We start from the raw sequence: 26889 nt of genomic DNA, 5'->3' as shown, positions 1-26889 counted from the left end.
TACCTTCGGCTTCGGGGCTGTGACTTACCCCGACGCGGACTTGCACCGCGCTGGTACGCGCCATCGTGGGCGCACTCACCCCGACGGACGTCGGGGCCCACTGCACGCGTGGGCCTGAGCGTGTGATGCAGAGCAGGTGTTTGCCTGCAGCGGCGAGCCCAAACGTTCCACGCTGTCGAGAGAAGCGTTGAGGCGGGGGGTATCAGGCCAGATGTGACCGGAACGTCACCGCGCCGGGACACAGTGGGTCCCGGCGTTCGCCGGGATGACCCGAGATTTTCCCCGGACAGCACTTACCGCTCAGCGCTCAAACTTTCCCCGGACAGCCGTGGGCGTTCGCCCGGGTGACAGCAGCGGCCGGGCGATCAACCGGCCTTGATCAACTGCTTCAAGTCCGAGGTCAACGCCTCGGCCCCGCCGCCATAGCGGGTGAACAACCGCACCTGCCCCTTCGTGTCGAACACGTAGGACCCGGCGGTGTGGTCCATCGAGTAGCTTCCCTCGCTCTTGCCCGGCACCTTCGCATAGTAGACCTTGAAGTCCTTCGCGATGGCCGCGGTCTGCTCGGGTGTGCCGCGCAGGGCCACGAAGCCCGGATCGAAGCTGGTGACGTAACCCTTGAGCACCTGGGGCGTGTCGCGCTCGGGGTCCACCGTGATGAACACGCCCTGCACCTTGTCGCCGTCCGGCCCCAGGGCCTTCTTGACCTGGGCCAGTTCGGCCAGCGTGCCGGGGCACACGTCGGGGCACTGGGTGTAGCCGAAGAACACGACCACGTACTTGCCATTGAAGTCGGCCAGCGAGCGCGTGCGGCCTTCGGCGTCGGGCAACGACAGCGTGCGGCCATAGCCGGCACCGGTGATGTCCACCGCGTTGTAGGCCACCTGCTTGCCGGGCAGCAGTTTGTCGCAGGCCGACACGGCGAGCAACGAGGCGAGGCCCAGGGCCAGCAGGGAACGGCGCGGGAAGGTCATGGCAGCGGCCTCGGTGGTCACAGCAACAGCAGGTAGTGGTCGACCAGCAGTGCGCCGAACAGCAGCGACAGGTGCCAGAGCGAGAAGCGGAAGGTCTTGCGGGCGAACGCATCGGAATACACGCGCCACAGCTTCCACGCGTGCCAGATGAATCCGCCGCCCAGCACCACGGCCGCGGCCAGGTACACGTACCCGCTCATGCCGAAGATGAACGGCAGCAGCGTGGAGGCGAACAGCACCAGCGTGTAGAGCAGCACGTGCAACCGGGTGAACTCGTTGCCGTGCGTGACCGGCAGCATGGGCAGGCCGGCCTTGGCGTAGTCGTCGGCGCGGTACAGCGCCAGGGCCCAGAAGTGCGGCGGCGTCCACAGGAAAATGATGAGGCACAGCATCATCGCCTCCGGGCCCACCTCGCCGCGCATCGCGGCCCAGCCCAGCACCGGCGGCATGGCGCCCGACGCGCCACCGATCACGATGTTCTGCGGCGTGCGCGGCTTCAGCAGCACGGTGTAGACGATGGCGTACCCCACGAACGTGGCGAACGTGAGCCACATCGTCAGCGGGTTCACGAACACGTAGAGGATGACGCTGCCGGCGGCACACAGCGCCCCCGAGAACAGGAGCGTCTGGGTGTTGGTGAGTTCACCCTTGGCGGTGGGACGCCACGCGGTGCGGGCCATCTTGGCGTCGATGTGCTGCTCGACCAGGCAGTTGAACGCGGCCGCGGCCGCGGCCACGAGCCAGATGCCCACGGCGCCCGGCACCGCGAGGCGCCAGTCGGGCATGCCGGGTTCGGCCAGCAGCATGCCGATCACTGCGCAGAAGACGATCAACTGCACGACACGCGGTTTCGTCAGCGCATGGAACTGGCGGAAGCGCGAGACGGCCGGCGCAACCAAGGGGGTGGACAGGGTATTGGACATGGTGCTGAAGGGAACCCCTGATTTTACCGGGCCGGGCGATCGGCCTGATGGGCACGCGTGATCATCGTGGACAGCAGCGTGAGCAACGCCGCGGCGCCACCGGTGTGGGCGAGCGCGGCCACCATGGGCCAGCCCAGCACGACGTTGCTGAGGCCGCTGGCCAATTGCCACAGCAGCGCGAGGCCCAGGGCCACTGACCAGCGAACGCCCGCCGGGTCGCGTGACACCCGCAGTTGCCACAGCAGCCATCCGAGTGCCAGCACCAGCACGACCGCGCCGAGGCGGTGGGTCATGTGGATGGCGGTCAGCGCGGCGAACGGCAGCAGGCTGCCGTCGCGCCCCTGCCCCAGCTCGCGGAACACGGCAAAGCCATGGTCGAAGTCCATCGGCGGCCACCACTGCCCCTGGCAGGTGGGCACGTCGGTACAGGCGAGCACTGCATAGTTGGTGCTGACCCAGCCGCCGAGCGTGACCTGCAGCACCGTCAGCCCCAGCACGGCCCACGCGAGCGTGCGCACGCCGGGTGACAGCGCGAGCGGCTTTCGCAGGTAGCCCTGCGCCTGCGCCGCCAGCAGCATCAGCAGGCCCAGCCCGCCCAACAGGTGCGCCGTGACGATGGCGGGGTACAGCTTCATCGTGACCGTGAGGGCGCCAAACGCCCCCTGCAGGCACACCCAGACCCACGTGGCGGTGGGCCACCAGGGTGAGATGACGCCGGTGCCGCGGCGCCGGTCGCGCCAGGCGAGCACGGTCAGCACGGTGATCAGGACGCCCACGCCCGTGGCGAGGTAGCGGTGGGTCATCTCGATCCAGGCCTTGCCGCGGGTGACCGGGCCCGTGGGAAGTGCCGTCTCGGCCGCGTGGATGTCGGCGTGCGCGCCGATGGGGCTCGCATTGCCGTAGCAGCCGGGCCAATCGGGGCAGCCGAGGCCCGAATCGGTGAGGCGCGTGAAGGCCCCGAACAGCACGAGGTCGAACGTCAGGAACAGCGTCAGCACGGTCAACGCCTTGCGGTGCGCCGACGCGCCGGCATGGCGGTTGCGGAACGTCACCCACGCCAGGGGCACGAGCGCCAGCAGCACGCCCACGAGCGCGAGCAAGGCCACGGGCGCCAGGTCGTAGGCCGGCGGGTTGGTGGGAATCATCGTGTCAGCGCCCCGGGTTGTCCCACGAGGACGACGCGCGCAGGAGCTTCTCGAGGTCGCGCTTGAGCTTGGCCGGCTGCGGGTCGGCGGGTGCCCGCATCATCCAGTTGCCCATGGGATCGACGATGTACAGGTGCTGGTCGAGCACGTGTCCGGCCGCCGGCGCCAGCCAGGCCGCGAGCGCCTCGCGGGGCACGCGCAACACGGTGGCTTCGGCGCCACGGGGGCTGATGGCCGCGAGCACCTCGGGGCGAACCGGCGCGTCATCGGCCACCAGCCACACCTTGTCGAGGCGGTCGCGCTCCTTGCCCAGGGTCTCGCGCAACTGGCGCTGCAGGTACAGCGTCTTTTCGCAGGCGGCGTCACACGCACCACCGGCCACGGACACCAGCAGCCACTGGCCCTTGAGACTGGAAGACTTCACGGGTGCCCCCGCAAGGTCGTGCCACACCTGCTCGGGCAGCGGGCGCTGCGGATCGATCAGGTCGCTGTAGTTGGTGCGGCCACCCGGTCGGACCACGTAGTACGTGAAGTACGACGCCACCACCGGCGCAGCGCACACGGCCAGCACGAGCAGCATCTGCAGCCGGCCGGACAGGCGGCGCCGCTGCGGGGCGAGCGCCGGCACGCTGTGCACCGTGAGGCTCAGTGCCTCAGGCGTCGGAGCGGGGGATTCGGGGGCGGACGAGTTGGAACCAGACATACAGACCTGCCATCAGCGCACAAAGCGCAAACCATTGAAATGCATAACCGTGGTGCTTCTGGATGTCGACCGCCGGGGCGGGCCAGTCGCGGCGCAGGCCGTCGCCCGCGGCGGCGGGTGAACCGTCCGTCTGCACGAGTGACAGAGGCCGCAACGGCAGGCCGAGTTCACTGGCCAGCGCCGGCACATCGAGATTTTGTCGAATGGGACCGGACGCAGCCGCACCGGCGAAGTCGAACAACCGCCCCGGCGGTGCCGCCACATGGCCCCACACCTCGACCGGTCCGGCCGGCGTGGGCACCGCCGGCACGATCAGGCGGTCGCGCAGGTCGCGTGGGGCCCAGCCCCGCTGCACCAGCACCGCGTCCGGCTGGCCGGCGAGCTTCAGCGGGGTCACCACGAAAAACCCCGGCTGGCCATGCATCTGCCGGTTCTCGAGGAACACGGTGGCCGAGGGCACCCACTCCCCCACGAGCCGGATGCGACGCTGGAACTGCGGTTCGGCGTCGACGGCCGAACGGGCGAGTGACGCGGCCGGCAGTTCGGGCATCGCGGTGCGGGTCTCGAGGGCGGTCTGCAACGCCTGCTTCTGCGCGGCCCGGTCCAGTTGCCACAGGCCGAGCCGGGCGGTGACGAGCACCCCCAGCACCGTGGCAGCGGCCACCACGGCCTGGCGCCAGCGCGCCGGGGTCATGGGCATGGCGAAAGCGCCGCAGCAGTGCCGCGTGGGGTGGAATAATCAGCCGCCATGAAGTATCTCGTTGGCATTGCCTTTGTATTGATCCTCGGCGCCCTCGCCGCGGCCGGTGTTTTCATGCTGCGCGGCAGCAAGACGGACGAGAAGAAGTCGCGGCACATGGCCCGAGCGCTCGCCGTGCGCGTGGCGCTGTCGGTGTCGCTGTTCCTGCTGATCCTGCTCAGCTGGCACATGGGCTGGATCCAGCCCACCGGCATGCCGCTGCACCGCTGACCCGCCCCACGTCCCAAGCAAAAAGGAGCGCCTCTCGGCGCTCCTTTCGTTTCGGGCGGAAGGCTCCGCGCCAGCCTCAGAGCCAGTAGACGATGATGTACAGGCCGAGCCACACCACGTCCACGAAGTGCCAGTACCACGCGGCACCTTCGAAACCGAAGTGGCGTTGCGGGGTGAAGTGGCCCTTGTGCAGGCGCAGCGTGATGAACAGCAGCATCAGCATGCCCACGAACACGTGGAAGCCGTGGAAGCCGGTCAGCAGGTAGAAGGTGGAGCCGTAGACACCCGACGTGAGCTTCAGGTTGAGTTCGCTGTAGGCATGGAAGTACTCGTAGCCCTGGAAGCACAGGAACACGATGCCCAGCAGCACGGTGAGCCACATCCAAACAAGCGTCTTGGCACGTTCGCCAGCGATCAGCGCGTGGTGGGCCAGCGTCAGCGTGACGCCCGAGGTCAGCAGCAGCGCGGTGTTGATGGTGGGAATGGGCCACGGGCCCATCGTGGTGAATGCTTCCACGGTACCGGCCGGTGCGCCGGTGTAGCCCGGCACCGAGCTGGGCCAGAAGGCCTTGAAGTCGGGCCACAGGATGGCGTTTTCCAGGCTGCCCAGGCTGGGCACCGACATCACGCGGGCCCAGTACAACGCGCCGAAGAAGGCCGCGAAGAACATGACTTCCGAGAAGATGAACCAGGCCATGCTCCAGCGGAACGACACGTCGATGCGGTCGCTGTAGAGGCCGCCTTCGCTTTCGCGGATGGCGTCACCGAACCACTGCTTGAGCACGATGGCCCACCACAGCAGGCCGAACGCCACGGAATAGGCACCCCACTGGTGACCGTTGACCCACTGGCCCGCACCCAGGATCACGAAAAACAGCCCGATGGCCGCCATGATCGGGTGGCGCGAGGGGCCGGGGACGAAGTAATAAGGCGCGTGGCCGTCGTGTGTCGCTGCCGACATGTTTTTCTCCTGCTTCTCAGACTCTGTTCTTTGAACCCTTGCGCGTCGGGGGTGGCCGTTCCTGCCGCCACCGGCGCCCCACTCATCTCTTCAGGCGAAGGGCCGGTTCATGCGGCCACGCCGCTTGAAATCACCCACCGCACCAGCAGCACGAGCACCGTCACGAACACCGCGGCGCCAATCAGGCCCGCAATGATCAGGTGCACCGGGTTCAGCTGGTTCACATCCTTTTCGTAGTCGGCCGACTTGCGCACACCGAAGAACGACCACGCCACGGCCCGCAGGGTCTGCCAGAACGACATCTTCCGCTGCACCGCGGATTTCAGGCCGTCGCTCACGATTTCGACCCCTTTGCGTCCACCACGGCGGCCACCTTGCCCGTGGGCGCGGCCGGTACCTTGCCGCCCACCTCGAAGAAGGTGTACGACAGCGTGATGGTGCGCACATCCTTCGGCAGCTTGCCGTCGACCACGAACACCACCGGCCACTGCTTCGACTCACCCGGCTTCAGGATGTACTCGTTGAAGCAGAAGCACTCGATCTTGTTGAAGTGCGCCATGGCCTGCTTGGGCGCATAGCTGGGGATGGCCTGCGCGGCCATCGTGCGGTCCTGCACGTTGCGGAACTCGTACATGACCGTGGCGAGTTCGCCCGGGTGCACGTCGAGCGACCGCACGGCCGGCTTGAATTCCCACGGGCCGCGCGCATTCGCATCGAACTCGACCGTGATGGTGCGGCTGGCATCGACCTGCGTGTTGATCTTCTGGCCGGTGTGGCCCGAGGTCAGCAGTTCGGAGCGTGCCAGGTTGTTGATGCCGAGCGCGCTGCAGATGGCGTTGTACATCGGCACCAGCGCGTAGGCGAACCCGAACATCAGCGTCACGATGACGGCGAGCTTGCCGAACATGCGCAGGTTGTCGCGCCCCAGCAGGACGGCGCGCGGAAGTCGGGGGTCGGACATCGGCGCGCTTTCAGTGGCCGAAGAACACCATGCGGCCCAGGAAACCCAGGAAAAAGACCAACGCCACCGACGCCAGGATCAGGCCCAGGCGGCGGTTGTTCTTCTTCTGTTCAGCAGTCTGGGACATGGTGTTGCGCGCGCGGGTCAGGCGACGATCTTGTTGGCGGCCTTGTTCAGCTTCGGCGGCGTCTCGAACGTGTGGAACGGGGCCGGCGAAGGCACTTCCCACTCGAGGCCTTCCGCGCCGTCCCACGGACGTTGCGGTGCCGGTTCACCCTTGCCGCGCATGCAAGGCAGCACGACGAACAGGAAGAAGTACACCTGCATCAGGCCGAACCCGAGGGCGCCGATGGAGGCCACCTGGTTGAAATCGGTGAACTGCATCGGGTAGTCGGCATAGCGGCGGGGCATGCCGGCCAGGCCCAGGAAGTGCATCGGGAAGAACGTGACGTTGAAGGTGATCAGCGAGCCCCAGAAGTGGAACTTGCCGCGGCCTTCGGCGTACATCACGCCGGTCCACTTCGGCAGCCAGTAGTACACGCCGGCGAACATCGCGTACAGCGAACCGGCCACGAGCACGTAGTGGAAGTGGGCCACGACGTAGTAGGTGTCCTGCAGCTGGATGTCGATGGGGGCCATCGACAGGATCAGGCCGGTGAAACCGCCCATCGTGAACACGAAGATGAAGCCCACGGCGAACAGCATGGGGGTCTCGAAGGTCATCGAGCCCTTCCACATCGTGGCGATCCAGTTGAACACCTTCACGCCGGTGGGCACCGAGATCAGCATCGTGGCGTACATGAAGAACAGCTGGCCGGTGACGGGCATGCCGGTGGCGTACATGTGGTGGGCCCACACGATGAACGACAGGATGGCGATGGACGCGGTGGCGTACACCATGGAGGTGTAGCCGAACAGGCGCTTGCGGGCGAAGGCCGGGATGATGTGGCTCACGATGCCGAACGCCGGCAAGATCATGATGTACACCTCGGGGTGGCCGAAGAACCAGAAGATGTGCTGGTACATGACCGGGTCACCGCCGCCGGCGGGGTTGAAGAAGCTGGTGCCGAAGTGGCGGTCGGTCAGCGTCATCGTGATGGCGCCGGCGAGCACCGGCATCACGGCGATCAGCAGGTAGGCGGTGATGAGCCAGGTCCAGCAGAACATCGGCATCTTCATCAGCGTCATGCCGGGGGCGCGCATGTTGAGGATGGTCACGATGATGTTGATCGAGCCCATGATGGAGCTGGCGCCGAGGATGTGCATCGCGAAGATGCCGGCATCCATGGACGGGCCCATCTGCAGCGTGAGCGGCGCGTAGAGCGTCCAGCCGGCCGCGGGCGCGCCACCGGGCATGAAGAACGACGCCACCAGCATGATGGCCGCCGGGATCATCAGCCAGAAGCTGAAGTTGTTCATGCGCGCGAAGGCCATGTCGCCGGCGCCGATCTGCAGCGGGATCATCCAGTTCGCAAAGCCCACGAAGGCCGGCATGATGGCGCCGAACACCATGATCAGGCCGTGCATGGTGGTGAGCTGGTTGAACAGCTGCGGGTTCACGATCTGCAGGCCCGGCTGGAACAGCTCGGCACGGATCAGCAGCGCGAGCACGCCACCGATCATCAGCATCGTGAACGAGAACAGCAGGTACAGCGTGCCGATGTCCTTGTGGTTCGTGGCGAACAGCCAGCGGCGCAGGCCGTGCGGGTGGTCGTGTGCGTGATCGTCGTGACCGTGGTCACCGGCAACGTGGCCGTGGGGGTTGAGTACTGCACTCATGTGTCTTCCTTTGGGGCGCTGTTCGGTGACGGATTACTTGCGGAGAGCCGCAACTTCCTTCGGCTGCACCAGTTGCCCGGTCTTGTTGGACCAGCTGTTCTTCGTGTAGGTGACCACGGCAGCGATGTCGGTGTCGCTCAGCTGTTTCCACGCCGGCATGCCCGGCGGAATGCCGTTCAGCACCGTGGTGATCTGCTTGGCATGGTCGGCGTCGAGCACGACCGGCGAGCCATCGAGTGCCTTGATGGGGCCAGCGCCCTTGCCGTTGGCCTGGTGGCAGGCCGCGCAGTTCGAATACACCTTCTCGCCACGGGCGATCAGGTCGGGCAGCGCCCACACCTTGTTCGGGTCGTCGGCCTTGGCGGCGAGTTCCTTCTTCTTGGCCAGCGTCCAGGCGGTGTAGTCGGCGGCCGACAGCACCTTCACGTGGATGGGCATGTACGCGTGTTCCTTGCCGCACAGCTCGGCGCACTGGCCGTAGAAGTCGCCGGTCTGGGTGGCGCGGAACCAGGTGTCGCGCACGAAGCCGGGGATCGCATCCTGCTTGATGCCGAAGGCCGGCACCATGAAGGCGTGGATCACGTCGTTGGCGGTGGTGATGATGCGGATCTTCTTGTCGACCGGCACCACGAGCGGGTTGTCGACCTTCAGCAGGTAGTCGTCCACCGGGGCGGGCTTGCCGCTGTCGGAGGCTTCGCGCTGGGCGGTGTCGAGCGTGGAGATGAAGCCGAGGCCTTCGCCTTCACCCTTCAGGTAGTCGTAGCCCCACTTCCACTGGTAGCCGGTGGCCTTGATGGTGAGGTCGGCCGCGCTCGTGTCCTTCATGGCCACCACGACCTTGGTGGCCGGCAGGGCCATCGCGATCACGATGAAGAAGGGCACGATGGTCCAGATGATCTCGACCGTGGTGCTTTCGTGGAAGTTGGCCGACTTCGCACCCTTGGAACGGCGGTGCTTGAAGATCGAATAGAACATGACCCCGAACACCGCGAGGAAGATCGCCAGGCACGTGAACATCATGCCGTAGTGAAGCGTGCGCTGGTCCATGGCGATCTGCGTCACTGGCGGGTGCAGATCGATCTGGTTCACCGCGGGGCCGCCCTTGAGGTCGTTCACCGCCATGGCCGCGGTGCTGCCGAGCGTGACACACAGAGCCAGACAAAGCTGGCCGGCCTTGTGCCACACGGGCCGCAGTGAGTTCATCGTCTTCATCATGGTCGTTCTAGTTTCCAAATTCACATCGATGCCGGCTCTCGCGTGCCCTGGTGCCAGCGGCGCAACGCCAAGCGCAACTCCTCGGCCAGCTGGCGGCGCTGTTCGGGGGCCACGAACCGCCCCACCGCAATCCGCCGCCCCTGGCCCGACAACTCGATCAGGGACCGGTCGCCGTGTTCGGGTTCCACCCGGACCCACGCCGGCTGGAACTCGACCCGCTCCACGTGCGACCCACACGCACGCTCGACCGTCAAGCGATCCCCTCGCAACACAATGCATTCCCGGTCGGATGCGTGACGGGCCAGGGCCCACACGGTTCCGCCGACCAGCATCAATTCCAACCAGGCCAACGGCATCACCACCTGCGCGCCATGCGCCCAGAACGTGGATGCCACCGCCAACGACACAGCACACAGCACCGCGTAGAACGGCACCATCTGGCGGGCACTCCAGGCGAGCGGACCGGTGCCCGCGCGTTCGAGCACCCAGTCCACCGACCAACCCGCCTCGCCCAGCGACCGCACGCCGGACCGTTCTTCATACGTCTCGCGGCCGAAGCGGAAACCCGACCGGTCTCCCCCCGAAGGCCAAACGATGGACGATGTGGAAACGGTCATGAAGCTACTGCAGTCGGGGCCGTCGATCGCCCATGCGCGCACGCGCGCCGAACGGACCTGTGTCATTCAAGCCCGCCAGTTTACCGCAGGCGGACCATGGGCTTTCAAGATCCACTGTCACGCTTGCGTACCAGACTGCGCATTTCTTCGAGCGAAACCGTCGTTTCCGTGCTGGCTGGACGGCGTGGCAGCGCCTTGAATGCGTGCCCGTAGGCCACCTCGAAACGCAGGTGCAGGCGGCCGTCGTTTCCACGCAACCGTTCCAGCGCCGCGACGAGGCGGGCCCGCCAGCGCGGGGTGCGCAGGCCGCGGAAACGATCGGGCGAGGCGTTGCCGCCCAGGCCTCGCAGCTCGGCGAGCAGTTCATCAGGACCGGCCCAGCTCAGGTGCAGCGTTTCCTGGTCCATCACCGGGTCCGCGAACCCGGCAAACACGAGCATGTCGCCCAGGTCGTGCATGTCGATGAACTCGGCCATCGGCGGGGGCCAGCCGAGGTCGGCGTACAGGTCGCGCAACTCGCGCAGGGTGTCGGGTCCGAGGCACGAGAACATGACGAACCCGTCCACCGCCAGCGCACGGTGCCAGCGCGACAGCACGGCAGGAGGATCGGCCACGCCATGCAGCATCATGTTCGCCCAGATGAGTTGGGCGCCTTCGGGCGCGAGGTCGTCGGCCGCCACCACCTCGGGCACGGCACGCCGCCACGGCCACCAGCCGCCGCGGTGCGCCTGGCGGCTGCGTTCGCGCAGGGCCTCGGTGGGTTCCACGATGACACGGCGGGCGTCCGGATACGCCTTGGCCAGCAGCTCGCCACCCATGCCGGCGTAACCCCACCAGTCCACGAGCACCGAAGGTTTCAGGCGGATGATGTCGAGGCGCTCGGCCATGCGGCGGGCCACTTCGCCGTGCAGCCATGGGGGAGACCCGGCCGCCGCCAGGCGGTTCAGGACCATCAGCACCCGCCCGAGGTCGAGGGGTCTTATCGCAGGGGAACTCGGGGGTGCACTCATCGGGCCGTCAGTATATTGACCGGGTGCCCTTCATGCGCTGCCTCGCCCGAATACCCAGCCTGTGCGCCATCTGCCGCGGCTGGGGCTCCACGCGCGTGTGCCTGCCCTGCATGCAACGCTTCGCGCCAGGCGAGCCGCGCTGCAGCCGCTGTGCGCTGCGGGTGCCCGCCGGCACGGCCACGTGCGGCCGCTGCCTGGTGTCGCCCCCGCCGTTCCAGCACGCAGTGGCCGCAGTCGACTACGGCTTCCCATGGGACCGCCTGGTGCTGGGCTTCAAGTTCCATGGCGCACTCGACCTCGCCGGCACACTGGCCGGCGGCCTGCGCGACGCCGTGGCCCGCGCCCGCCACCCGCCGCCCGACCTGCTGCTGCCGGTGCCGCTCAGCCCGGCCCGCCTGCGCGAGCGCGGGTTCAACCAGGCCTGGGAGCTGGCCCGCCGCCTGGGGCCCGCGGCCGACCCCACGCTGCTGCTGCGCGTGAAACACACCCCGCACCAGATCGCCCTGCCCGAAGCCCGGCGTGCCACCAATGTGCGCGGTGCGTTTGCCATCGAGCCTCGGCGGCGCGCGGCCGTGGCCGGCCGGCACGTGGCCGTGGTCGACGACGTGATGACCACCGGCGCCACCGCCCACGAGATCACCAAGGTGCTGCAGGCGGCGGGTGCCGCCTCGGTCCAGGTGTGGGTGGTGGCACGCACGCCGCGCCCGTCCGGTTGACACACGCGGGCGCGGGCACAATCCGCCCCATGTTCAACATCGTCCTAGTCCACCCGGAGATCCCGCCCAACACGGGGAACGTGATCCGCCTGGCTGCCAACACCGGTTGCGCGCTGCACCTGATCGAGCCGCTCGGTTTTTCGATGGACGACCGGCTGCTGCGCCGCGCGGGCCTCGATTACCACGAGTACGCGCCGGTGCAACGCCACGCCTCCTGGGCCGCGTTCCTCGCGCAGGCGCGCCCGGCCCCCGACCGCCTGTTCGCGTTCACCACGCGCGGCAGCCGGTCCATCGCCCACACCACGTGGTTGCCGGGCGACTGGTTCGTGTTCGGCTCGGAAACCGCGGGCCTGCCGGCCGACCTGCGCGACACCTTCCCCGAAACCCAGCGCGTGCGCCTGCCCATGCGCGCGGGGCAGCGCAGCCTGAACCTCAGCAATGCGGTGGCGGTGACGGTGTTCGACGCCTGGCGCCAGAACGGCTACGCCGGCGGCGGCTGACCCTGCGGCCCGGGGCTGCTACTCGGGCTGGACGCCCGCGGCCCGGATCACCTTCGCCCAGCGGTCGCGTTCGGTGACGATGAGCCCCTTGAGCGCGTCGGGCGTGGTGCCCGCGGCGGTGAAGTACTGCGCCAGCAGCTTCGTGCGGAAGTCGTTGCCCTTGATGATGCGGATCAGCTCGCGCGACATGCGATCGATCACGGGTGCCGGCGTGCCCGCCGGGGCCAGCACGGCCTGCCACGAGATGGCTTCGAAACCGGGATGCCCCAACTCGGTCAGCGCCGGCAGGTCGGGCAGCGAGGCCACGCGGCCGAGGCTCGTGACCCCGAGCGCCCGCAGCTTGCCGGCACGCACCTGCGCCATCGCGAGGCCCGGCACCATGAACCCGGCCTGCACCTGTCCGCCGAGGATGGCGTTGACCACCTGCGGGAAACCGGCATACGGCACGTGCACGAGGTCGATGCCGGTGCGCGTGCGGAACCATTCCATCGCGAGGTGCGACGCACTGCCGTTGCCGACACTGCCGTAGTTCCACGCGCCATGGTTCTGCTTGGCCAGGCGCACGAAGTCGGCCAGGTTGTCGACGCCGAGGTGCGGGTCGACGACCAGCACGTTGGGCGACGTGGCCACGAGGCACACGGGCGCCAGGTCGCGCACCGGGTCGTACGGCAGGCGCTTCGACAGCAGCGGCGCCGTGACGAGCGGCCCCTGGATGGTGAAGAGCCAGGTGTTGCCGTCGGGTGGGGATTTCGCGGCCACCGCGGTGCCGAGGTTGCCGCCGGCGCCGGGCTTGTTGTCCACCACCACCGGCTGGCCGAGCGCTGGCGCGAGGGACTCGGCCAGCAGCCGCGCGACGATGTCGGGCGAACTGCCCGCCGGGAACGGCACGATCAGCCGCAGCGGCTGCGAAGGCCACGCCGCGGCACGGGCGAACCAAGGCGAGGCCGCGAGCCCCGCGGCGATGATCAGGTCACGTCGTTGCATGTTCATGCTTCTCGCTGCGCCTCACGGCCCATCAGTGCCCGGATGGCCTGTTGTGGCGTGAGCCGCGCCTCCAGCACGTCGACGACGGCCTCGGTGATGGGCACCGTGACCTGGCATTCGCGGGCGCGTTTCAGCACCGTGGACGCACAGGCCACCCCTTCGGCCACGTGGCCGAGTTCCTGCAGGATCTGCGACAGCGGCAGCCCCTGCGCGAGCAGCAGCCCCACCTTGCGGTTGCGCGACAGGTCGCCGGTGGCGGTGAGCACCAGGTCGCCAAGGCCGCTCAACCCCATGAAGGTTTCAGCCCGGGCGCCCAGCGCGAGGCCGAGCCGGGTGATCTCGGCCAGCCCGCGCGTGATGAGCGCGGCGCGGGCGTTCAGCCCCAGCTGCATGCCGTCGGCAATGCCCGTGGCGATGGCCAGCACGTTTTTCACCGCCCCACCCACCTCGACGCCCACCGGGTCGTTCGACGCGTACACACGGAGGCGTTCGCTGTGCAACACGTCGATGGCGAGTTGCGTGAGGGAGTCGTCCGCGCTGGCTGCCACGAGGGCTGCCGGCTGGCCGCGGGCCACCTCGAGCGCAAAGCTCGGGCCCGAGACGATGCCGACGCGGGCGAGATCGGGCCGCACCGCCTGCGCCACCTCGTGGCCGAGGCGGCCGGTGCCTTCCTGGAAGCCCTTGCACAACCACAACACGCCCAGGCAGTCGGCCGGCAAGCGTTCGAGCGTGCCTTGCAGGCCGGCCATGGGGGTGCCGACGATGATCAGGCCGTCGCGTGCGTGGGCCACGGCGGCGTCGAAATCGGCCGTGACCTGCAGCGGTTCAGGCAAGGCGATGCCTGGCAGGTAGCGGCTGTTCTCGCGTGCCGCACCGATGGCCGCGGCCTGCGCGGCATCACGGGCCCACAGCACCGTGGCGTGGCGCGAGGCCACGCTCACGGCGAGGGCAGTGCCCCAGGCCCCTGCCCCGAGAACCGAAACGTTCATTGGCCGATCAGTTTGCGCCGTTGGGCGTTGCACCCTGCTGTTGCTGCTGGGCTTCGTACATGGCCTGGAAGTTCACTTCCGACAGGATCACCGGCGGGAAGCCAGCGCGCGTGCAGACGTCCGACACGACAGCGCGCAGGTACGGGTACACGATCTGCGGGCAGGCGATGCCGATGATGGGCTGCAGCTGGTCTTGCGGGATGTTGCGGATCTCGAAGATGCCGGCTTGCTTGGCTTCGACCAGGAACAGCGTCTTGTCGCCGACGGTGGTGGTCACGGTGGCGGTGACGGTCACCTCGTACATGCCTTCACCGACCGGTTCCGCGCCCAGGCCGAGGTTGATGTCCACGCTGGGCTGGGCCTGCTCGAGGAAGATCAGCGGCGAGTTGGGTTGCTCGAGGGACAGGTCCTTCAGGTACAGGCGCTGGATCTGGAACACGGGGGTCTGGTCGTTGTCTGCCATGGTCGTCTCTCAATCACAAGAAAAAGCCCGCAACCGGAGGCTGCGGGCTGTGCGGGTGGCCGCGATTATCCACGAGGCCCGATGACCGTCACGGGGAGTGACCCCAACACGGTCAGGCGTTCAGCAGGGGCAGCAGGCCGCCTTGCTGGTCGAGTGCGACGAGGTCGTCGCAACCGCCCACGTGAGTGTCGCCGATGAAGATCTGGGGCACGGTGCGCCGGCCGGTGATTTCCATCATCGTGGCGCGCTGGGATGGGTCCAGGTCGATGCGGACTTCATCGATGGCCTCGACCCCGCGCGCCTTCAGCAGGCTCTTGGCACGAATGCAGAAGGGGCAAACCTGCGTCGTGTACATCTTCACCGCTTGCATGGCTTCTCGTGGTCTCCGGGTCAGGCCGATTTTTCGACTGGCAGGTTGGCTTCACGCCAGGCGGCCAGGCCGCCGGTGAGCGTGCGTGCGTTTTCGTAACCGAGTTTGCGCAGCATAACGACGGCACGCGAGGCCTGCGCACCGCGGTTGCACACCACCACAATGGGCAAGGCCTTGTTTTTCGGCAGCGCCGTGCTCGACTCGATCGTGGCAAGCGGGATGTTTTTCGCATTGGCCACGTGGCCGGCGGCGTACTCGGTGGCATCGCGCACGTCCACCAGCACCGCCTTCTCGCGGTTGATCAGCAGGACGGCCTCCGCGGTGGAGACACCACCGGCCGGCGCACCGCGGCGCAGCGTGGGCCAGGCGAGCAAACCGCCCGACACCAGGGCCACGGCGAACAGGTACCACGTATCGAGAAAGAATTTCACTGGAAGGCCCACGGGTTGGAGATCAAACGCGAATTATAGAATTCGCCTTCCTCCGTCCAACCGATGACCCCTGCCATGTACAAACTCGTGCTCATTCGCCACGGCGAATCGACCTGGAACCTCGAAAACCGCTTCACCGGCTGGACCGACGTGGAACTCACCCCCACCGGCGTCGAGCAGGCGAAGGAAGCCGGGCGGCTGCTGAAGGCCGAGGGCTACGAGTTCGACGTGGCCTACACGTCGGTGCTCAAGCGCGCCATCTGGACGCTGTGGCACACGCTGGACCAGATGGACCGCACCTGGCTGCCCGTCGTGCACAGCTGGCGCCTCAACGAGCGCCACTACGGTGGCCTGCAGGGCCTCAACAAGGCCGAGACGGCGAAGCAGTATGGCGACGAGCAGGTGCTCGTCTGGCGCCGCAGCTACGACACCCCGCCGCCGTCCCTCGACGCCAACGACCCGCGCGGCCAGCGCCAGGACGTGCGCTACGCCAAGCTGAACCCGAATGACGTGCCCCTCACCGAATGCCTGAAGGACACCGTGGAGCGCGTGCTGCCGGTGTGGAACGACAGCATCGCCCCGGCCATCAAGGCCGGCAAGCGCATCGTGATCGCCGCCCACGGCAACAGCATCCGCGCGCTGGTGAAGTACCTCGACAACATCGCCGACGACGCGATCGTGGGCGTGAACATCCCGAACGGCATCCCGCTCGTCTACGAACTCGACGCCGACCTGAAGCCCATCAAGAGCTACTACCTGGGTGACGAGGAAGCGGCCAAGGCGGCCGCGGCCGCGGTGGCGAACCAGGGCAAGAAGGGCTGACCGGCCCCGCCCGCGGGCCCCTGGCCTTGGCGCCAGGGGGCCGCGCCTCACCTCACCACTGGTAGTCGAGCGTAGCGCTCACGCGGCGGGCATCGCCGTAGTAGCAGTAGCCCAGGCTCGCACACGACGCCACGTAGGTCTTGTCGGCCACGTTCTTCACGTTGAAGCGCAGGTTGGCGCCGCGCCAGTCGCGCCCGAACAGCGCGAGGTCGATGCGCACGGCCAGGTCGGCCAGCGTGTATGCGGGCACCTTGAGCGTGTTGTCGTTGTCCGCCCAGCTCGACCCCACGTGGCGCACGCCGGCGCCCACCGACACCCCGGCGAGCACGGTGTAGTCGGTCCACACCGAGGCCATCTGGCGAGGCACCTGGTACGGGGTCTTTCCCTGCTGCCCGTCCGCCGCGCGCACGTACTCGGCGTCGGTGAGCGTGTAGCTGCCCAGCAGCGCGAGGTTGCGGCCCAGCTGCAGGCGCGCCTCGGCCTCGAGGCCGCGCGAGCGCACCTTGCCCACCGGCTCGTAATTCGGCGTGCCCAGCACGCGGGTGGCCACGTGGTCCTGCACGAGGTCGTACAGGGCCACCGAGGCCATGCCGTACCCTCCCGCCGGCTCGTACTTCAGGCCCACCTCCACCTGGCGGCTTTCCGTGGGCTCGAGCACCTGGCCCGCCGTGTCGGTGAATCCGCTCGGGTTGAACGACTCGCTGTAGCTCGCATACGGCGCAAACCCGCTGTCGAACAGGTACACCGCGCCCGCCCGCGCGCTGAACTTGTTGCCGCTCCAGCGCAGGTAGTCGTCGGTGGCGCCGTATTTCAGGCTGTCCGTGCGGGACCAGTCCTGCCGTCCGCCCACCGTGAAGCGCCAGCGGTCCCAGGCGACCTGGTCCTGCGCGTACAGGCCGGTCTGCACCAACCGGCGGTCCACCTGCGCGGTGTAGAGGCTGCCCACGACCGGGTTGCCGTACACCGGCGCCAGCACGTCGATCGGCGTGGCGCTGCCCGAGTACCACGCCCCGGTCACGTTGCGGTGCTGGTAGTCCACGCCGGCCAGCAACGTGTGGCGCGCGGCGCCGGTCGAGAATTCGCGCTGGGCCTGGTTGTCGACGGTCCAGCCGCGGAGCGATTCGTCCGCGCCCGACACATACCGGTTCAGCGTGGTGGGCCCGGCCCATCCGTACGCGTATACCTGCTCGAGGTGCACCGACGATTCAAGGTAGCGGAAGTTCTGGCGCACCGTCCACTGGTTGTCGAAGGTGTGCTCGAACTGGTAGCCCACCATGCGCTGCTTGCGCTTGAAGGCGTTGTAGTCGGGATCGCCCTCGAAGAAGCTGCGTGGCACACGCTGGCCCGTGCGCGCCGTGGTCACCGTGACCTCGGCGGGCAGGCCGCCGTGGTAGCCGCCCTCGGGGTCATTCTGCCAGTAGGCCTGCAGCAGCAGGCGGGTCCGGCCGTCGGGTTCGTACTGCAACGACGGCGCGACGGCATAACGCGATTCCCTCACGTGGTCCACCAGGGTCTCGCCATCGCGGCCCATGCCGGTCAGCCGGTACGACCATGCGCCCCCCGCCTCCGCCACCGGGCCGGCGACGTCGAACCCTGCCTGCCGGCGCTGCTGGCTGCCGAGCGTGACCTCGACCTGGCGGTACGGCTCGGGGGTGGGCCGCTTGCTCGTCATGGCCACCAGGCCGCCTGGGGCGTTCCGCCCGAACAGCACCGACGACGGTCCGCGGTACACATCGATGCGTTCGACGAGGTACGGCTCCACCTGCATCGAGCTGTAGCTGCCCCCGTCGCTGAGGATCTTCAGCCCGTCCAGCACGGTGTTGTCGGTGCTGGTCTCGATGAAGCCGCGCAGCGGCACATAGTCGTACCGGTTGGTGGCGCCCACCTGGCCCGTGAACACGCCCGGCGCGTATTCCAGGGCCTCGGTCAGGCTCGCCGGGCGCTGGTCGTCGATCTGCTGCCGCGTCACGACGGACACGCTTTGCGGCACCTCGATGATGGGGGTGTCGGTCTTCGTCACGGAGGCGGTGCGCCGGGCGAAGTAACCGGCGACCGAGCTGGTCGCCGTCTCGGCCAGATGGGACGCGGTGACGGTCACCTTCGGCAGGGCCGCGCTGTCGGCCGGCGGCGAACCCGCCGGCCCCACCGTGTACCCACCACCGCCAAGCGGCCGCGCCACCAGGCCGGAGCCGGCCAGCAGGCGGTCGAGCGCCTGCTGCACGGTGAGCGTGCCGGTCAGCGCCTGGCCGTTGCGGGTTTCCGCCAGGTCGGTGGAAAACACGATGCGCACGCCGGACTGGCGGGCCAGGGCCCCGAGCGCCTTGTCAAGCGGCTGGGCGGCGATGTCGATGGCGACGGGGGTGGCCGACTGCGCGCAGGCGGCAGTGGCCACCAGCACGGCGGTGGCGACCTGGCCCAGGCGGGCGGTGAGTGAATGGGGCACGGTGACTTCTCTCCTGCAAGGGGCGCACTCGGGGCGGCGCCGGGTTCACACCCCGGACGGCGGGGCTCCTGCAGGGTTGGCGAATGGCAACGGCAAAAGGTGACGTCGCCCTACGATTTTTTTTCGGCCGCGGCCACGTGCACCGTGCCATCGGCCATGCGGCGCACCACCACGGGCAACACCTGCGGCAGCGCGTCGATCAGGGCCTCCAGCCCGGCAACGTCGTAGGCGCCGGACAAGCGCAGCTGCCCCGCACGCGGGTCGTCCAGCACCACCGGCGCCCGCCGGTAGCGGGCGATCTCGGACAGCACGGCCGCCAGCGGCGTGCCGTCGAACACGAGGCGTCCCTCGCGCCAGGCGCCGGCATCGGCCACGTCGACGGCGCGCAGCGGGTGCGGCGGCCCCGCATCGACGGCCCGCACGGCCTGCCCGGCGGCGAGCACGCGCGACCGCGGGCCGGGCTCGAGAACCTCCACCGCCCCATCGAGCACCGTCACGTCGGCGCCCCCGTCATGGCGCCGGACGGTGAAGGCCGTGCCGATGTCGCGCACCGACACCTCACCCGCCCGCACGACAAACGGCCGCCACCCGTGGGCAACCTGGAACGACACCTCGCCCGCCGCCAGCACGAACTGGCGTGAACGCACGCGGTGCTCGATGTGGAGCGTGCTGCCGGTGTTCAGCACCAGCACGCTGCCATCGGCGAGGGCCTGCCGACGCTGTTCACCCACCGCCGTGCGGATGTCCTCCGTGCGCCATACCGGGTCGACCCCCACGACACCGAGCAGCAGCGCCACCACGAGCGCTACGGCGGCGGCCGGCCGCTTGGCGCGGCGGCGTTCCGTCAGCGCGCGGGCCTCGGCCAGCACGTCCTCGCGCGACGGGAACCGCTGGCGCAGCCCCTCCTCGAAGGGCACCAGCGGATCTGCCGGCCGCGGACCGCGCCGCGACGCCCGGCCGTCCGTGCTCATCAGCGGGCGCCCCGGGCCGGCGCCCAATCGAGCGCGATGCGGTCCAGCGCACGGTTCACATGGTGCGTGACCATGCTGCGAGACACCCCGATGGCCTCGGCGATCTCTTCGTGCCGCATGCCGTGGATGCGGTGCAGCAGGAAACACTGGCGTGCGCGGGGCGGCAGGCCCTCGACGATCACCACGAGGGCATCCAGCTGCTGCTTGAAATCGAGTGCCTGGGCGCCATCGAGCGTGTGGGTGGCGATGTCGGGCGTGTCACCCACCGACACCATCACCTCGGCCCGCAGGTCATCCGCGCGCAGCCGGTCGATGGCCCGGTGGGTGGAGACACGCCTAAGGAACGCCAGCGGCGTGTGGATGGGGTCCGCGGGTGGCCGTTCCATCAGTTCTACGCACACGTCGTGCACCACGTCGCGCGCGAAACCCCGGTCCCGGAACCGGCGGCGCACATGCTCGACCAGTTGGTCGTAGTGCGCGGCCAATGCGGCAACGAGGACGGGCGACAAGGCGGTGGACTGCACGGGGGACACCGGCGTGGTTGGTAATGAGAATTATTCTCATACTATCACGCGCCACAGGCTGGTCGGGGTGGGCCACCGGATCGAACGACGACCCACCCAGTCAAGCACGTTGGCGCCATAGGGCAGGGCCCGGCCCGTGCCCCGTTCGGATCGTGCTGGTGTGGTCGGTGCTGCGCTTGCGGGATCCGCAGGTGCGGTATGGCCGCTACGGTGCCGCCACGCAGTTGCTGTTTTCCACGTGGATGGGTTGGGCGCAGGCGCCAGTGTTGTGGTTGGTTATGGTGCCGGAAGTGGCTTGGGGGTGGCGCAACTGTCCCCGGTGGCAGAACGAAGCGCTACCAGACGCCCCTCAGAACGGTTGGCGTCGATGCACATGCCCCTGATCGGTCGAAAACAGCGGAGCGCGGTCCATTCCAGAGCTGGCATCCAAGGCTGTTGGCCTCTCACGATTGCGGGGGCTCCTCCACCGCCCCTTCTTCAGGCGGGAGACTGAAACAGACGCCACAGGCGCCACAGCGTTTAGGAAGAAGAGCCACCGCAGACGCGTACTGTGGCCCCAACTCCGACTCCGTATCAGCGGCATCGACGTGCGGGACTTTCCCACAAACCGGACAACGAAACCTTGAGATGACCCATATCAAATATGAACATATCACAAATACGTTGATTATCCCCACGTACATCAACCACTTAGAAGGGAAAAAATGAGCAACTATCGCCATTCCAATGATGTACCCAAGAGTCAACAACACCCCGCGCAACAGGCGATGACGAGCCTTCCGAAATCGCCAGAATTGTTCAGGGGTCAGGTAATCAACCGTCAAGGCATTCAATTTTTGTAGGAAATATTGATAAGGTCGATTTTAACGGCGGCACCAACCGGCGCAGGAGGCACTGCCTTGAATTCAAGCGGCTTCAATTCGCCAAACCCTTGGTTGTTGGGTGTACCTGTGGGAGCGCCGGGCAAGCGACTCCGCATGCCCCCACGAGCTTCAGTCGCCACGCTACCACCAAACGCTGAAAATTCCGCACTTGCCTTCATGCCAACCGCGTAGGTCCCCGAGCCTTGCCCGCCCAGCTGTCCGATCACCTTCAACGGCACAGCGACGGTAGGCCCCACTTCCCTCAATGGCACCAATCGCAGCCCCCCATGACACCCCATCCCAGCCCAACGCCCAGTTCTGCTTCACTAAGGTCATACTGACTCTCAATAACATTGAATCTCAACACCCCCTCAAAACTCCCTCCTAGGCCAGAATAAGCAGCAAAACCACCTTTCACCTCATTATCCTGAGCAACTACAGTGGCAACCGCATTTGAAATATTTTTGACCGGCCCAACATAACCCGCCGCAATATCATCCGGAACTGAAGAATCCCCTCCCCAAAATGGTGGGGGGGCGCGAGCGGCCGCGACGCACTAGGGCGCGAACGGCCGGCCGAACAGAACGGGCCACAGCCCCAGCGTCAGATGCGTTCGCAACTCGAACGCCACCTCGATGTCCTGGGCCGGTGGCTTGCCGGCCAACGCCAGGTGCAGGCGCCACTCGCCACCGCGCCAGGTGCCGGCGTCGAGGCGGCGGCCCTCGGGGTCCGGGTCCACGAGGTAGACCTGGCTGGTGGCCTGGTTGGACCAGCCGGTGTGGTACCTGTTCCGCTCGGCGCGCAGCGGGTAGCGGGTGCCACGGAGCTCGGCCCACGACCGCGCGGTGTCGATCACCGGCTGGCGCGCCTCCACAGGTTGCGGTAGCCGCACGGTGACGTGCAGCATGTCGGGCTGCGGCGCGATGTGCACGCCGTCGCGTGGTTCCTTCCAGGTCAGGCCTTGGGCGGTGCACCCGCCCAGCAGTGCCAGCACCACCAACCCCACCCCACCGAAATACCCCGCACCCATGCGCTTTCCTGCTTGTTCCATCCCGCACTCTAGGCGGGCGCGCCATGCCGGACAAGCCGCCCTTCCGGGTGACTTTCATCCTCGGGAAAACGGCGTCTGACGCAGGTCAGCAGCGGGCCTGCTGCTTGCGCCACTGACCAGGCGACAGCCCCGTCCAGCGCTTGAACGCGTGCTGGAACGCCGACTGGTTCGCGAACCCCAGCGCCAGCGCGATCTCGGTGAGGTTGAGGTGCGGTTCGGCGAGGTACTGCTTGGCCTTGCGGTCGCGCACGCCGTCGAGCAGCGCGCGGAAGGTGAGCCCGCGCTCCTCCAGCCGCACTTGCAGCGTGCGCGGGGCCATGTCCAGGTCGGCGGCCAGGGCGTCGAGGGTCAGCGAACCACTGCCCAGGCGCTCGCGCAGACGGCGCCGCAGCACCACGAGCAGGCCCGCCGCATCGCCCTCGAGGCGCTCCATCTCCACCGCCGCCTGCGCACACAGCACCCCGTTGGCGCGGGGGTCATGCAGGCACACCCGCAGCGCCAGGTAGTGGGCCGGGCCCTGCATCGCGGTGACGGGCTGATCGAAGCGCACACACCCACCGAAACAGCGCTCGTAGGCCGCGGCGTCGGGCGGTGGCGGGCCTTCGAAGCTGGCGTCGAACCGCAGCGCCGCCTGCCCGGTCAACCAGCGCACACGCCACGCCCAGGCGCCCATCAGCATGCGCGCGAGCGCGGGCGACTGCACGCCGGCAGCCGCGGGCAGCAGGCGCAGTTCGAACCGGTGTTCGTCCTGGCTGGCCTGCACTTCGTAGACCGTGGTGAGCAACCGCTGGAAACGCACCAGCAGGTTGCCCACCTCCGAGATGGACGGGCTGGTCATGAGCGCAAAACCGAGCACCCCGGCGTCCCATGTCTGCGCGCACTCGGCGGCCTTCATCGGCAGGTCGGGGTCCCGGAGGTGGGCCTGGGCCGCGTCGATCACGGCGTGGAAATCGTGGAGAGGAAACGTGGTGCCGGTGTCGGCCTGTTCAACGCGCTGCAGCAGTTCGGCCGGGTACAGGCCGGCCGGGTTCACACCCTGCTGCCGCAGGTAGGCCAGCACGGCGCGGCTGTAGCCGATGTGCACGTTCAAGCGGGACGCGGACGAGCGTTCGGCAGGCGTGGGCAACCGCCACGCAGTCTGCCGCGCGGCTCGTTCAGCCGGGCGTCGGTTGGCGGGAAGCAGGAGATGCGTCACGGGCGCCGGATTCCTGGATGCGTTCGATCGTCTCGATGCGAAGCCGCTCGGTGGCCGAGAACGCCTCGCTGCGTAGTGCGTCGACCTTCTGGCGCCGCGTGCTGTCGGCGAGGGTGACGTCGCCGACGATCAACGCGCGCTGCTGCAGGTACACCGCCACGCGACTATTCCACGCCTCGGTCTGGCGGTCCAGCGTTTCCAGGCGTTGCGCAGCGTCCGCGCCCACGAGGGTTTCGCGCAATTGACGCAGCTCCTGCGGGGTGCCTGCGCGTTGCCGCCAGTCCGCGGTCAGCGTGTCGAGTGTGCCCACCACCTCCACCACGTCGCCCTGGCGGCGTTGGGCCTCGGGCAACGCGTCGCGTAAGGCCGCCACACGCCGGGCCTTCTCCTGCGGGCTCAGCGCCGGGTCGTTCAGGATCGCGAGCTTGTCGAGGCTGTAGCGGTCGTAGGCGTCCTCGTCGCCGAAAAAGGCCTGCACCACGTCGGGGCTGAAGCGGCGTGCACGGGCCGCCCGCAACGTGTCGACCCGCGCCTGCATGTCGGCCAGCGTGGTGGCCGGGGTGTGGCGCAGTGCGGCGTCGAGTTCGTCCTTGTAGGCAATGTAGGTGTCGAGCAGTGCCAAGGCCTGGGCGGCGGCGCGGGCACCGAGGTGCGCCTCGATGTAGGCCTTCAGGCGCGCGCGCTGCCGGGCCGGTGTTTCTTCGCCGGTGCCCGACAGGAAGTAGTCGAACACGCTGCGCACCCCACGGGTGACCTTCAGGTTGCCCTGCGCATCCTGCTCGAGTTCACCGCTCACGCCGGTGCCACGCAGCGACGCGGGCAGTTGCTCCAGCCCGGAGTGGAACACCACGCCGAGGTCACCTGCGGCAGCCGGCACAGCCGACGGCCCGGTGATCTGGCCACGGGATGGCTCACCCGGCGCCGCCGCAAGCACGACGGGCTCCCGCTGTGCCGAAGGCCACCCCACCACCGCGGCGGCCACGGCCGCCACCGCGAGCGCAAGCCCTGCGGCCCGCATCCCCCCAGGCACCTGCATGGCGGCCGCCCGGGTTTACAGGCCGGCCAGCTTCAGCCGGTTGGCGTGCTGCCGGTACAGGGCCACCGGGTCGACACGCCCCGTCACGCCGAAGAAGTGGTTGATGGTGTCGAGGTGGTTCAGCGCGTAGTCGCTGCGGATCACCTGGCCCAGGTGGCTGTCGCACTGGCCCACGAGGCCGTCATTCGGCGCACCCTTGAAGGCGAGCGCCGTGGCCGCCATGAAGTAGTCGCTGACGTCGAAGCCGCTCGTGATGAGGCCGGTGCCGCTCCACGAGTAGTAGCGCACGCCGTTGACCACGGCCGCGCCCTGGCCGCAACGCGTGGTGGGCACGCCTGCGGGGAAGTTGCGGTTGAAGTTCGCGGCGCCCGTGGTGGTGAGCGACGTCAGCACCGCGTTGCCGCTGGCCGGCAGGCCGGGGTTGCCCGAGAACAGGTCGATCAGCTTGCCGACGGCCGACACAACACCGTCGAGCAATGCGTTGCTGACGGAGCCTGCTGGCGCGACACCCGCGATCAGGTCGGCCACCGGCGACCCACCGGTGGTGCCGCTGACCGAGGTGACCGACGCCACCTGGTTCGGGATCACCGCGGCCGCGTACCGCACCGACTGGTTGCCCTGGCTGTGGCCGATCAGGTTCACCTTCGAGGCGCCGGTGATGGCGAGAATGGTCTGCACCTGCTGCACCAGCTGTTCGCCGCGCACCTCGGACGAGTTCACGGCCGACACCTTGGTGGTGTAGACCTTGGCCCCGTTCGACTGCAGGTCGCGGGTGATGCCGTACCAGTAGTCGATGCCGGCCGCCGTGTCCCAGCCCAGCAGGCCGTGGGCGAGCACGATGGGGTGCTGCGTGGCCGAGTAGGTGCCGGCATGGGCCGGCAGGGTCAGGCTGACGAAGGCGGCGGCGAGGAAACCGGCAAGGCGCTGTGTCATGGGGGTATCTCCTGGGTTTTTTGATGATGCCCCCAGGGATGGTTGCCATGAGGGAGGCCGATGGTGTCATCGCCTCCCCGGGCCCGTCTTGTCCAGACACGCGGATGTTGTGCTCGGACGCGTAGCCCTAGGGCAAATCCCGAGCCGCCGCGCGGCAGCCCGGGATGGCCGCCATGCCCCACAACAAGAGACCGCGCTCGATGCCTAGAACGGCACCTCAGCGGTCGGGTACCGCCAGAAATCCTTGAGCAAGTAGTTCATGGGGAGGTTCATCGACACGTTTTTCGGCGGGATCGGCCGCATGAACCACTTTTCGTAGAGCACATGCGCTTCGCGCGACGTGATCAGGCGTTTCATCTCCTCGTCCACGATCGCCTTGAACTCGGGGTCGTCCTTCGGAAGCATGATCGCGAGGGGTTCGATGGTCAGGAATTTCCCGACCACCTTGAGCGCTCCCGGGTCGCGCCGGCTGGCGATCAGCCCGTACAGGAGCACGTCGTCCATGACGAATCCGTCTGCGGTGCCACTCTCGACCATCTCCACCGCGGTGGCGTGATCGGACGCCTGCACGATGTTGATGCGCATGAGGCGTTCTTCGTTCGCTTTCTCGATCACCTTCAGCGGGGTGGTGCCTTGTGTCGAGACGAGCTTCTTGCCACCGAAGTCCGCGAGGGTGTCGGCGGTGCGGTCGGCGCGCACCATGATGCGCGCACCCGCGATGTAGTGCGGGACGGTGAAGGCCACTTTCGCGCGCCGTTCGGCGTTGTTCGTGGTGGAACCGCACTCCATGTCCGCCTTGCCCTCGGCCACCATCTGGACCCGATTGGAGGGGGTGACGGCCAGGTACTGCGGCACCAGGGCCGGGATGCCGGCCTTCTTGCGCACGGCCTCGACCACCTTCAGGCAGAGCTCCAAGGCATAGCCCACGGGCTGCTTGTCGGGCAATACGTAGGAAAACGGCACGGAGGACTCACGATGGGCCAGCGTGATGCTGCCCGTTCGCTTGATCCTGTCGAGGGTCGTGCCCCCGAACGCACCGGAGGCCGCCAACCAAAGTGCGGTCGGCACCGCCACACATGAAAACAAACGCTTTTTCAAGATGACCCTTTCGAACTCGAAACGCCCGGTCGGCCGGACCTCGAGCGATCGAGGGCCACGGCGCCAGGTCCTGACCTGCGGAACCGGCCTTCGGACAGAACGAGTTGTCGGGTGACACCCTGCCCGCTGAGCTGTGTTGTGCTCCCATGCAAGTGTCGCGCCGAAAGGGCTGGCCAAGGCAGGGAAAATCGCCCGCAGGCCCACCCACGTCCATTGCGTCACGGATCGCCCCGGTACCGCGA

General features: G+C 68.0%; 31 protein-coding genes. 4 read left to right on the top strand and 27 right to left on the bottom strand.

Translation table 11 applies throughout. From position 1 onward, the window contains the following. Positions 1-365 precede the first annotated feature (365 nt). From ASC87_RS19630 to ASC87_RS19610, 5 genes are read right to left on the bottom strand one after another with little or no spacing between them, the layout of a single operon-like run. The gene (locus ASC87_RS19630; RefSeq protein WP_056666055.1) at positions 366-974 is read right to left on the bottom strand and encodes an SCO family protein; all 609 of its coding nucleotides are present in this window, start codon (positions 972-974) and stop codon (positions 366-368) included. A 17-nt stretch (positions 975-991) separates the two neighbouring features. Continuing rightward, positions 992-1897 carry a heme o synthase gene (cyoE, locus tag ASC87_RS19625; protein WP_056666026.1) on the bottom strand — a complete coding sequence of 302 codons (906 nt, stop codon included), beginning with the start codon at positions 1895-1897 and terminating at the stop codon, positions 992-994. Positions 1898-1920: 23 nt separating this feature from the next. After that, positions 1921-3042, bottom strand: coding sequence for a heme A synthase (locus tag ASC87_RS19620; RefSeq protein ID WP_056666021.1), 1122 nt, complete (start codon positions 3040-3042; stop codon positions 1921-1923). A 4-nt stretch (positions 3043-3046) separates the two neighbouring features. After that, a complete protein-coding gene (locus tag ASC87_RS19615) occupies positions 3047-3745 on the bottom strand; it encodes a hypothetical protein (RefSeq protein ID WP_056666018.1) in 699 nt (232 codons plus the stop codon). Continuing rightward, complete coding sequence (locus ASC87_RS19610) at positions 3696-4445, bottom strand: SURF1 family protein (RefSeq protein WP_369820776.1); 750 nt, start codon at positions 4443-4445, stop codon at positions 3696-3698. Before ASC87_RS19610 ends, ASC87_RS19615 begins: the two co-directional genes overlap by 50 nt. A gap of 48 nt (positions 4446-4493) precedes the next feature. On the opposite strand from ASC87_RS19610, the gene ASC87_RS19605 reads away from it, so the two are divergent. Then, entirely contained in the window at positions 4494-4715 is a 222-nt protein-coding gene (locus ASC87_RS19605; RefSeq protein WP_056666016.1) for a twin transmembrane helix small protein, read from the top strand. A gap of 76 nt (positions 4716-4791) precedes the next feature. Here ASC87_RS19605 and ASC87_RS19600 read toward each other — a convergent pair whose 3' ends face one another. The 8 genes from ASC87_RS19600 to ASC87_RS19570 form a co-directional block, all read right to left on the bottom strand. Further along, complete coding sequence (locus ASC87_RS19600; RefSeq protein ID WP_056666012.1) at positions 4792-5676, bottom strand: cytochrome c oxidase subunit 3; 885 nt, start codon at positions 5674-5676, stop codon at positions 4792-4794. Positions 5677-5783: 107 nt separating this feature from the next. After that, positions 5784-6014 carry a DUF2970 domain-containing protein gene (locus ASC87_RS19595; RefSeq protein ID WP_056666008.1) on the bottom strand — a complete coding sequence of 77 codons (231 nt, stop codon included), beginning with the start codon at positions 6012-6014 and terminating at the stop codon, positions 5784-5786. After that, complete coding sequence (locus ASC87_RS19590; protein WP_056666004.1) at positions 6011-6637, bottom strand: cytochrome c oxidase assembly protein; 627 nt, start codon at positions 6635-6637, stop codon at positions 6011-6013. The genes ASC87_RS19595 and ASC87_RS19590 overlap by 4 nt, the downstream gene beginning before the upstream one ends. A 10-nt stretch (positions 6638-6647) precedes the next feature. Beyond that, positions 6648-6764 carry a cytochrome oxidase small assembly protein gene (locus ASC87_RS33295; protein ID WP_235582220.1) on the bottom strand — a complete coding sequence of 39 codons (117 nt, stop codon included), beginning with the start codon at positions 6762-6764 and terminating at the stop codon, positions 6648-6650. A gap of 17 nt (positions 6765-6781) precedes the next feature. After that, entirely contained in the window at positions 6782-8416 is a 1635-nt protein-coding gene (gene ctaD / locus ASC87_RS19585) for a cytochrome c oxidase subunit I (protein ID WP_056666002.1), read from the bottom strand. A gap of 33 nt (positions 8417-8449) precedes the next feature. Next, positions 8450-9628, bottom strand: coding sequence for a cytochrome c oxidase subunit II (gene coxB / locus ASC87_RS19580; RefSeq protein ID WP_082568778.1), 1179 nt, complete (start codon positions 9626-9628; stop codon positions 8450-8452). A 23-nt stretch (positions 9629-9651) separates the two neighbouring features. Beyond that, positions 9652-10248, bottom strand: coding sequence for a DUF2244 domain-containing protein (locus tag ASC87_RS19575; RefSeq protein WP_235582219.1), 597 nt, complete (start codon positions 10246-10248; stop codon positions 9652-9654). 104 nt (positions 10249-10352) lie between these two features. Then, on the bottom strand, positions 10353-11258 hold the full coding sequence (locus ASC87_RS19570) for a trans-aconitate 2-methyltransferase (protein WP_235582218.1): 906 nt from the start codon (positions 11256-11258) through the stop codon (positions 10353-10355). Between the two features lie 32 nt (positions 11259-11290). On the opposite strand from ASC87_RS19570, the gene ASC87_RS19565 reads away from it, so the two are divergent. Both ASC87_RS19565 and trmL read left to right on the top strand, forming a co-directional pair. Continuing rightward, the gene (locus ASC87_RS19565; protein WP_056665998.1) at positions 11291-11974 is read left to right on the top strand and encodes a ComF family protein; all 684 of its coding nucleotides are present in this window, start codon (positions 11291-11293) and stop codon (positions 11972-11974) included. Between the two features lie 29 nt (positions 11975-12003). Continuing rightward, the gene (gene trmL, locus ASC87_RS19560; protein ID WP_056665995.1) at positions 12004-12474 is read left to right on the top strand and encodes a tRNA (uridine(34)/cytosine(34)/5-carboxymethylaminomethyluridine(34)-2'-O)-methyltransferase TrmL; all 471 of its coding nucleotides are present in this window, start codon (positions 12004-12006) and stop codon (positions 12472-12474) included. Positions 12475-12492: 18 nt separating this feature from the next. Here trmL and ASC87_RS19555 read toward each other — a convergent pair whose 3' ends face one another. From ASC87_RS19555 to ASC87_RS19535, 5 genes are all read right to left on the bottom strand, one after another. Further along, positions 12493-13464, bottom strand: coding sequence for a tripartite tricarboxylate transporter substrate binding protein (locus tag ASC87_RS19555; RefSeq protein WP_056665992.1), 972 nt, complete (start codon positions 13462-13464; stop codon positions 12493-12495). After that, positions 13461-14447 carry an NAD(P)H-dependent glycerol-3-phosphate dehydrogenase gene (locus ASC87_RS19550; protein ID WP_056665989.1) on the bottom strand — a complete coding sequence of 329 codons (987 nt, stop codon included), beginning with the start codon at positions 14445-14447 and terminating at the stop codon, positions 13461-13463. Before ASC87_RS19550 ends, ASC87_RS19555 begins: the two co-directional genes overlap by 4 nt. A 7-nt stretch (positions 14448-14454) precedes the next feature. After that, positions 14455-14910, bottom strand: a complete 456-nt coding sequence (gene secB / locus ASC87_RS19545) for a protein-export chaperone SecB (RefSeq protein ID WP_056665986.1) — start codon at positions 14908-14910, stop codon at positions 14455-14457. A gap of 112 nt (positions 14911-15022) precedes the next feature. After that, complete coding sequence (gene grxC / locus ASC87_RS19540) at positions 15023-15280, bottom strand: glutaredoxin 3 (protein WP_056665982.1); 258 nt, start codon at positions 15278-15280, stop codon at positions 15023-15025. Positions 15281-15300: 20 nt separating this feature from the next. Continuing rightward, positions 15301-15711 (bottom strand): rhodanese-like domain-containing protein, encoded by a 411-nt coding sequence (locus ASC87_RS19535; RefSeq protein WP_056665980.1) that lies wholly within the window; start codon positions 15709-15711, stop codon positions 15301-15303. A gap of 75 nt (positions 15712-15786) precedes the next feature. On the opposite strand from ASC87_RS19535, the gene gpmA reads away from it, so the two are divergent. Then, positions 15787-16533 carry a 2,3-diphosphoglycerate-dependent phosphoglycerate mutase gene (gene gpmA / locus ASC87_RS19530; RefSeq protein WP_056665976.1) on the top strand — a complete coding sequence of 249 codons (747 nt, stop codon included), beginning with the start codon at positions 15787-15789 and terminating at the stop codon, positions 16531-16533. Positions 16534-16585: 52 nt separating this feature from the next. Here gpmA and ASC87_RS19525 read toward each other — a convergent pair whose 3' ends face one another. The 9 genes from ASC87_RS19525 to ASC87_RS19490 all read right to left on the bottom strand — a co-directional run bounded on the left by ASC87_RS19525 (position 16586) and on the right by ASC87_RS19490 (position 26617). After that, entirely contained in the window at positions 16586-18976 is a 2391-nt protein-coding gene (locus tag ASC87_RS19525) for a TonB-dependent siderophore receptor (RefSeq protein ID WP_056665973.1), read from the bottom strand. A gap of 110 nt (positions 18977-19086) precedes the next feature. Then, on the bottom strand, positions 19087-19947 hold the full coding sequence (locus tag ASC87_RS19520) for a FecR family protein (protein ID WP_200954426.1): 861 nt from the start codon (positions 19945-19947) through the stop codon (positions 19087-19089). Then, the gene (locus tag ASC87_RS19515; protein ID WP_056665970.1) at positions 19947-20471 is read right to left on the bottom strand and encodes an RNA polymerase sigma factor; all 525 of its coding nucleotides are present in this window, start codon (positions 20469-20471) and stop codon (positions 19947-19949) included. Before ASC87_RS19515 ends, ASC87_RS19520 begins: the two co-directional genes overlap by 1 nt. A gap of 829 nt (positions 20472-21300) precedes the next feature. Continuing rightward, positions 21301-21513, bottom strand: coding sequence for a hypothetical protein (locus ASC87_RS32000; RefSeq protein WP_157604146.1), 213 nt, complete (start codon positions 21511-21513; stop codon positions 21301-21303). A gap of 377 nt (positions 21514-21890) precedes the next feature. Next, entirely contained in the window at positions 21891-22364 is a 474-nt protein-coding gene (locus tag ASC87_RS19510) for a hypothetical protein (RefSeq protein ID WP_056665967.1), read from the bottom strand. A gap of 106 nt (positions 22365-22470) precedes the next feature. Further along, complete coding sequence (locus ASC87_RS19505) at positions 22471-23469, bottom strand: AraC family transcriptional regulator (protein ID WP_235582221.1); 999 nt, start codon at positions 23467-23469, stop codon at positions 22471-22473. 70 nt (positions 23470-23539) lie between these two features. After that, positions 23540-24598 (bottom strand): lipase secretion chaperone, encoded by a 1059-nt coding sequence (locus ASC87_RS19500; protein ID WP_056665962.1) that lies wholly within the window; start codon positions 24596-24598, stop codon positions 23540-23542. Positions 24599-24631: 33 nt separating this feature from the next. Then, entirely contained in the window at positions 24632-25549 is a 918-nt protein-coding gene (locus ASC87_RS19495) for a triacylglycerol lipase (protein WP_056665959.1), read from the bottom strand. 204 nt (positions 25550-25753) lie between these two features. Then, positions 25754-26617 carry an amino acid ABC transporter substrate-binding protein gene (locus ASC87_RS19490; RefSeq protein WP_235582217.1) on the bottom strand — a complete coding sequence of 288 codons (864 nt, stop codon included), beginning with the start codon at positions 26615-26617 and terminating at the stop codon, positions 25754-25756. Between the last annotated feature and the right edge of the window lie 272 nt (positions 26618-26889).

It is taken from the genome of Rhizobacter sp. Root1221 (assembly GCF_001425785.1).
Classification (GTDB): Bacteria; Pseudomonadota; Gammaproteobacteria; order Burkholderiales; family Burkholderiaceae_C; genus Rhizobacter.
Note: the sequence above shows the minus strand (reverse complement) of the source record. Positions and strands in the feature narration are given on the sequence as shown.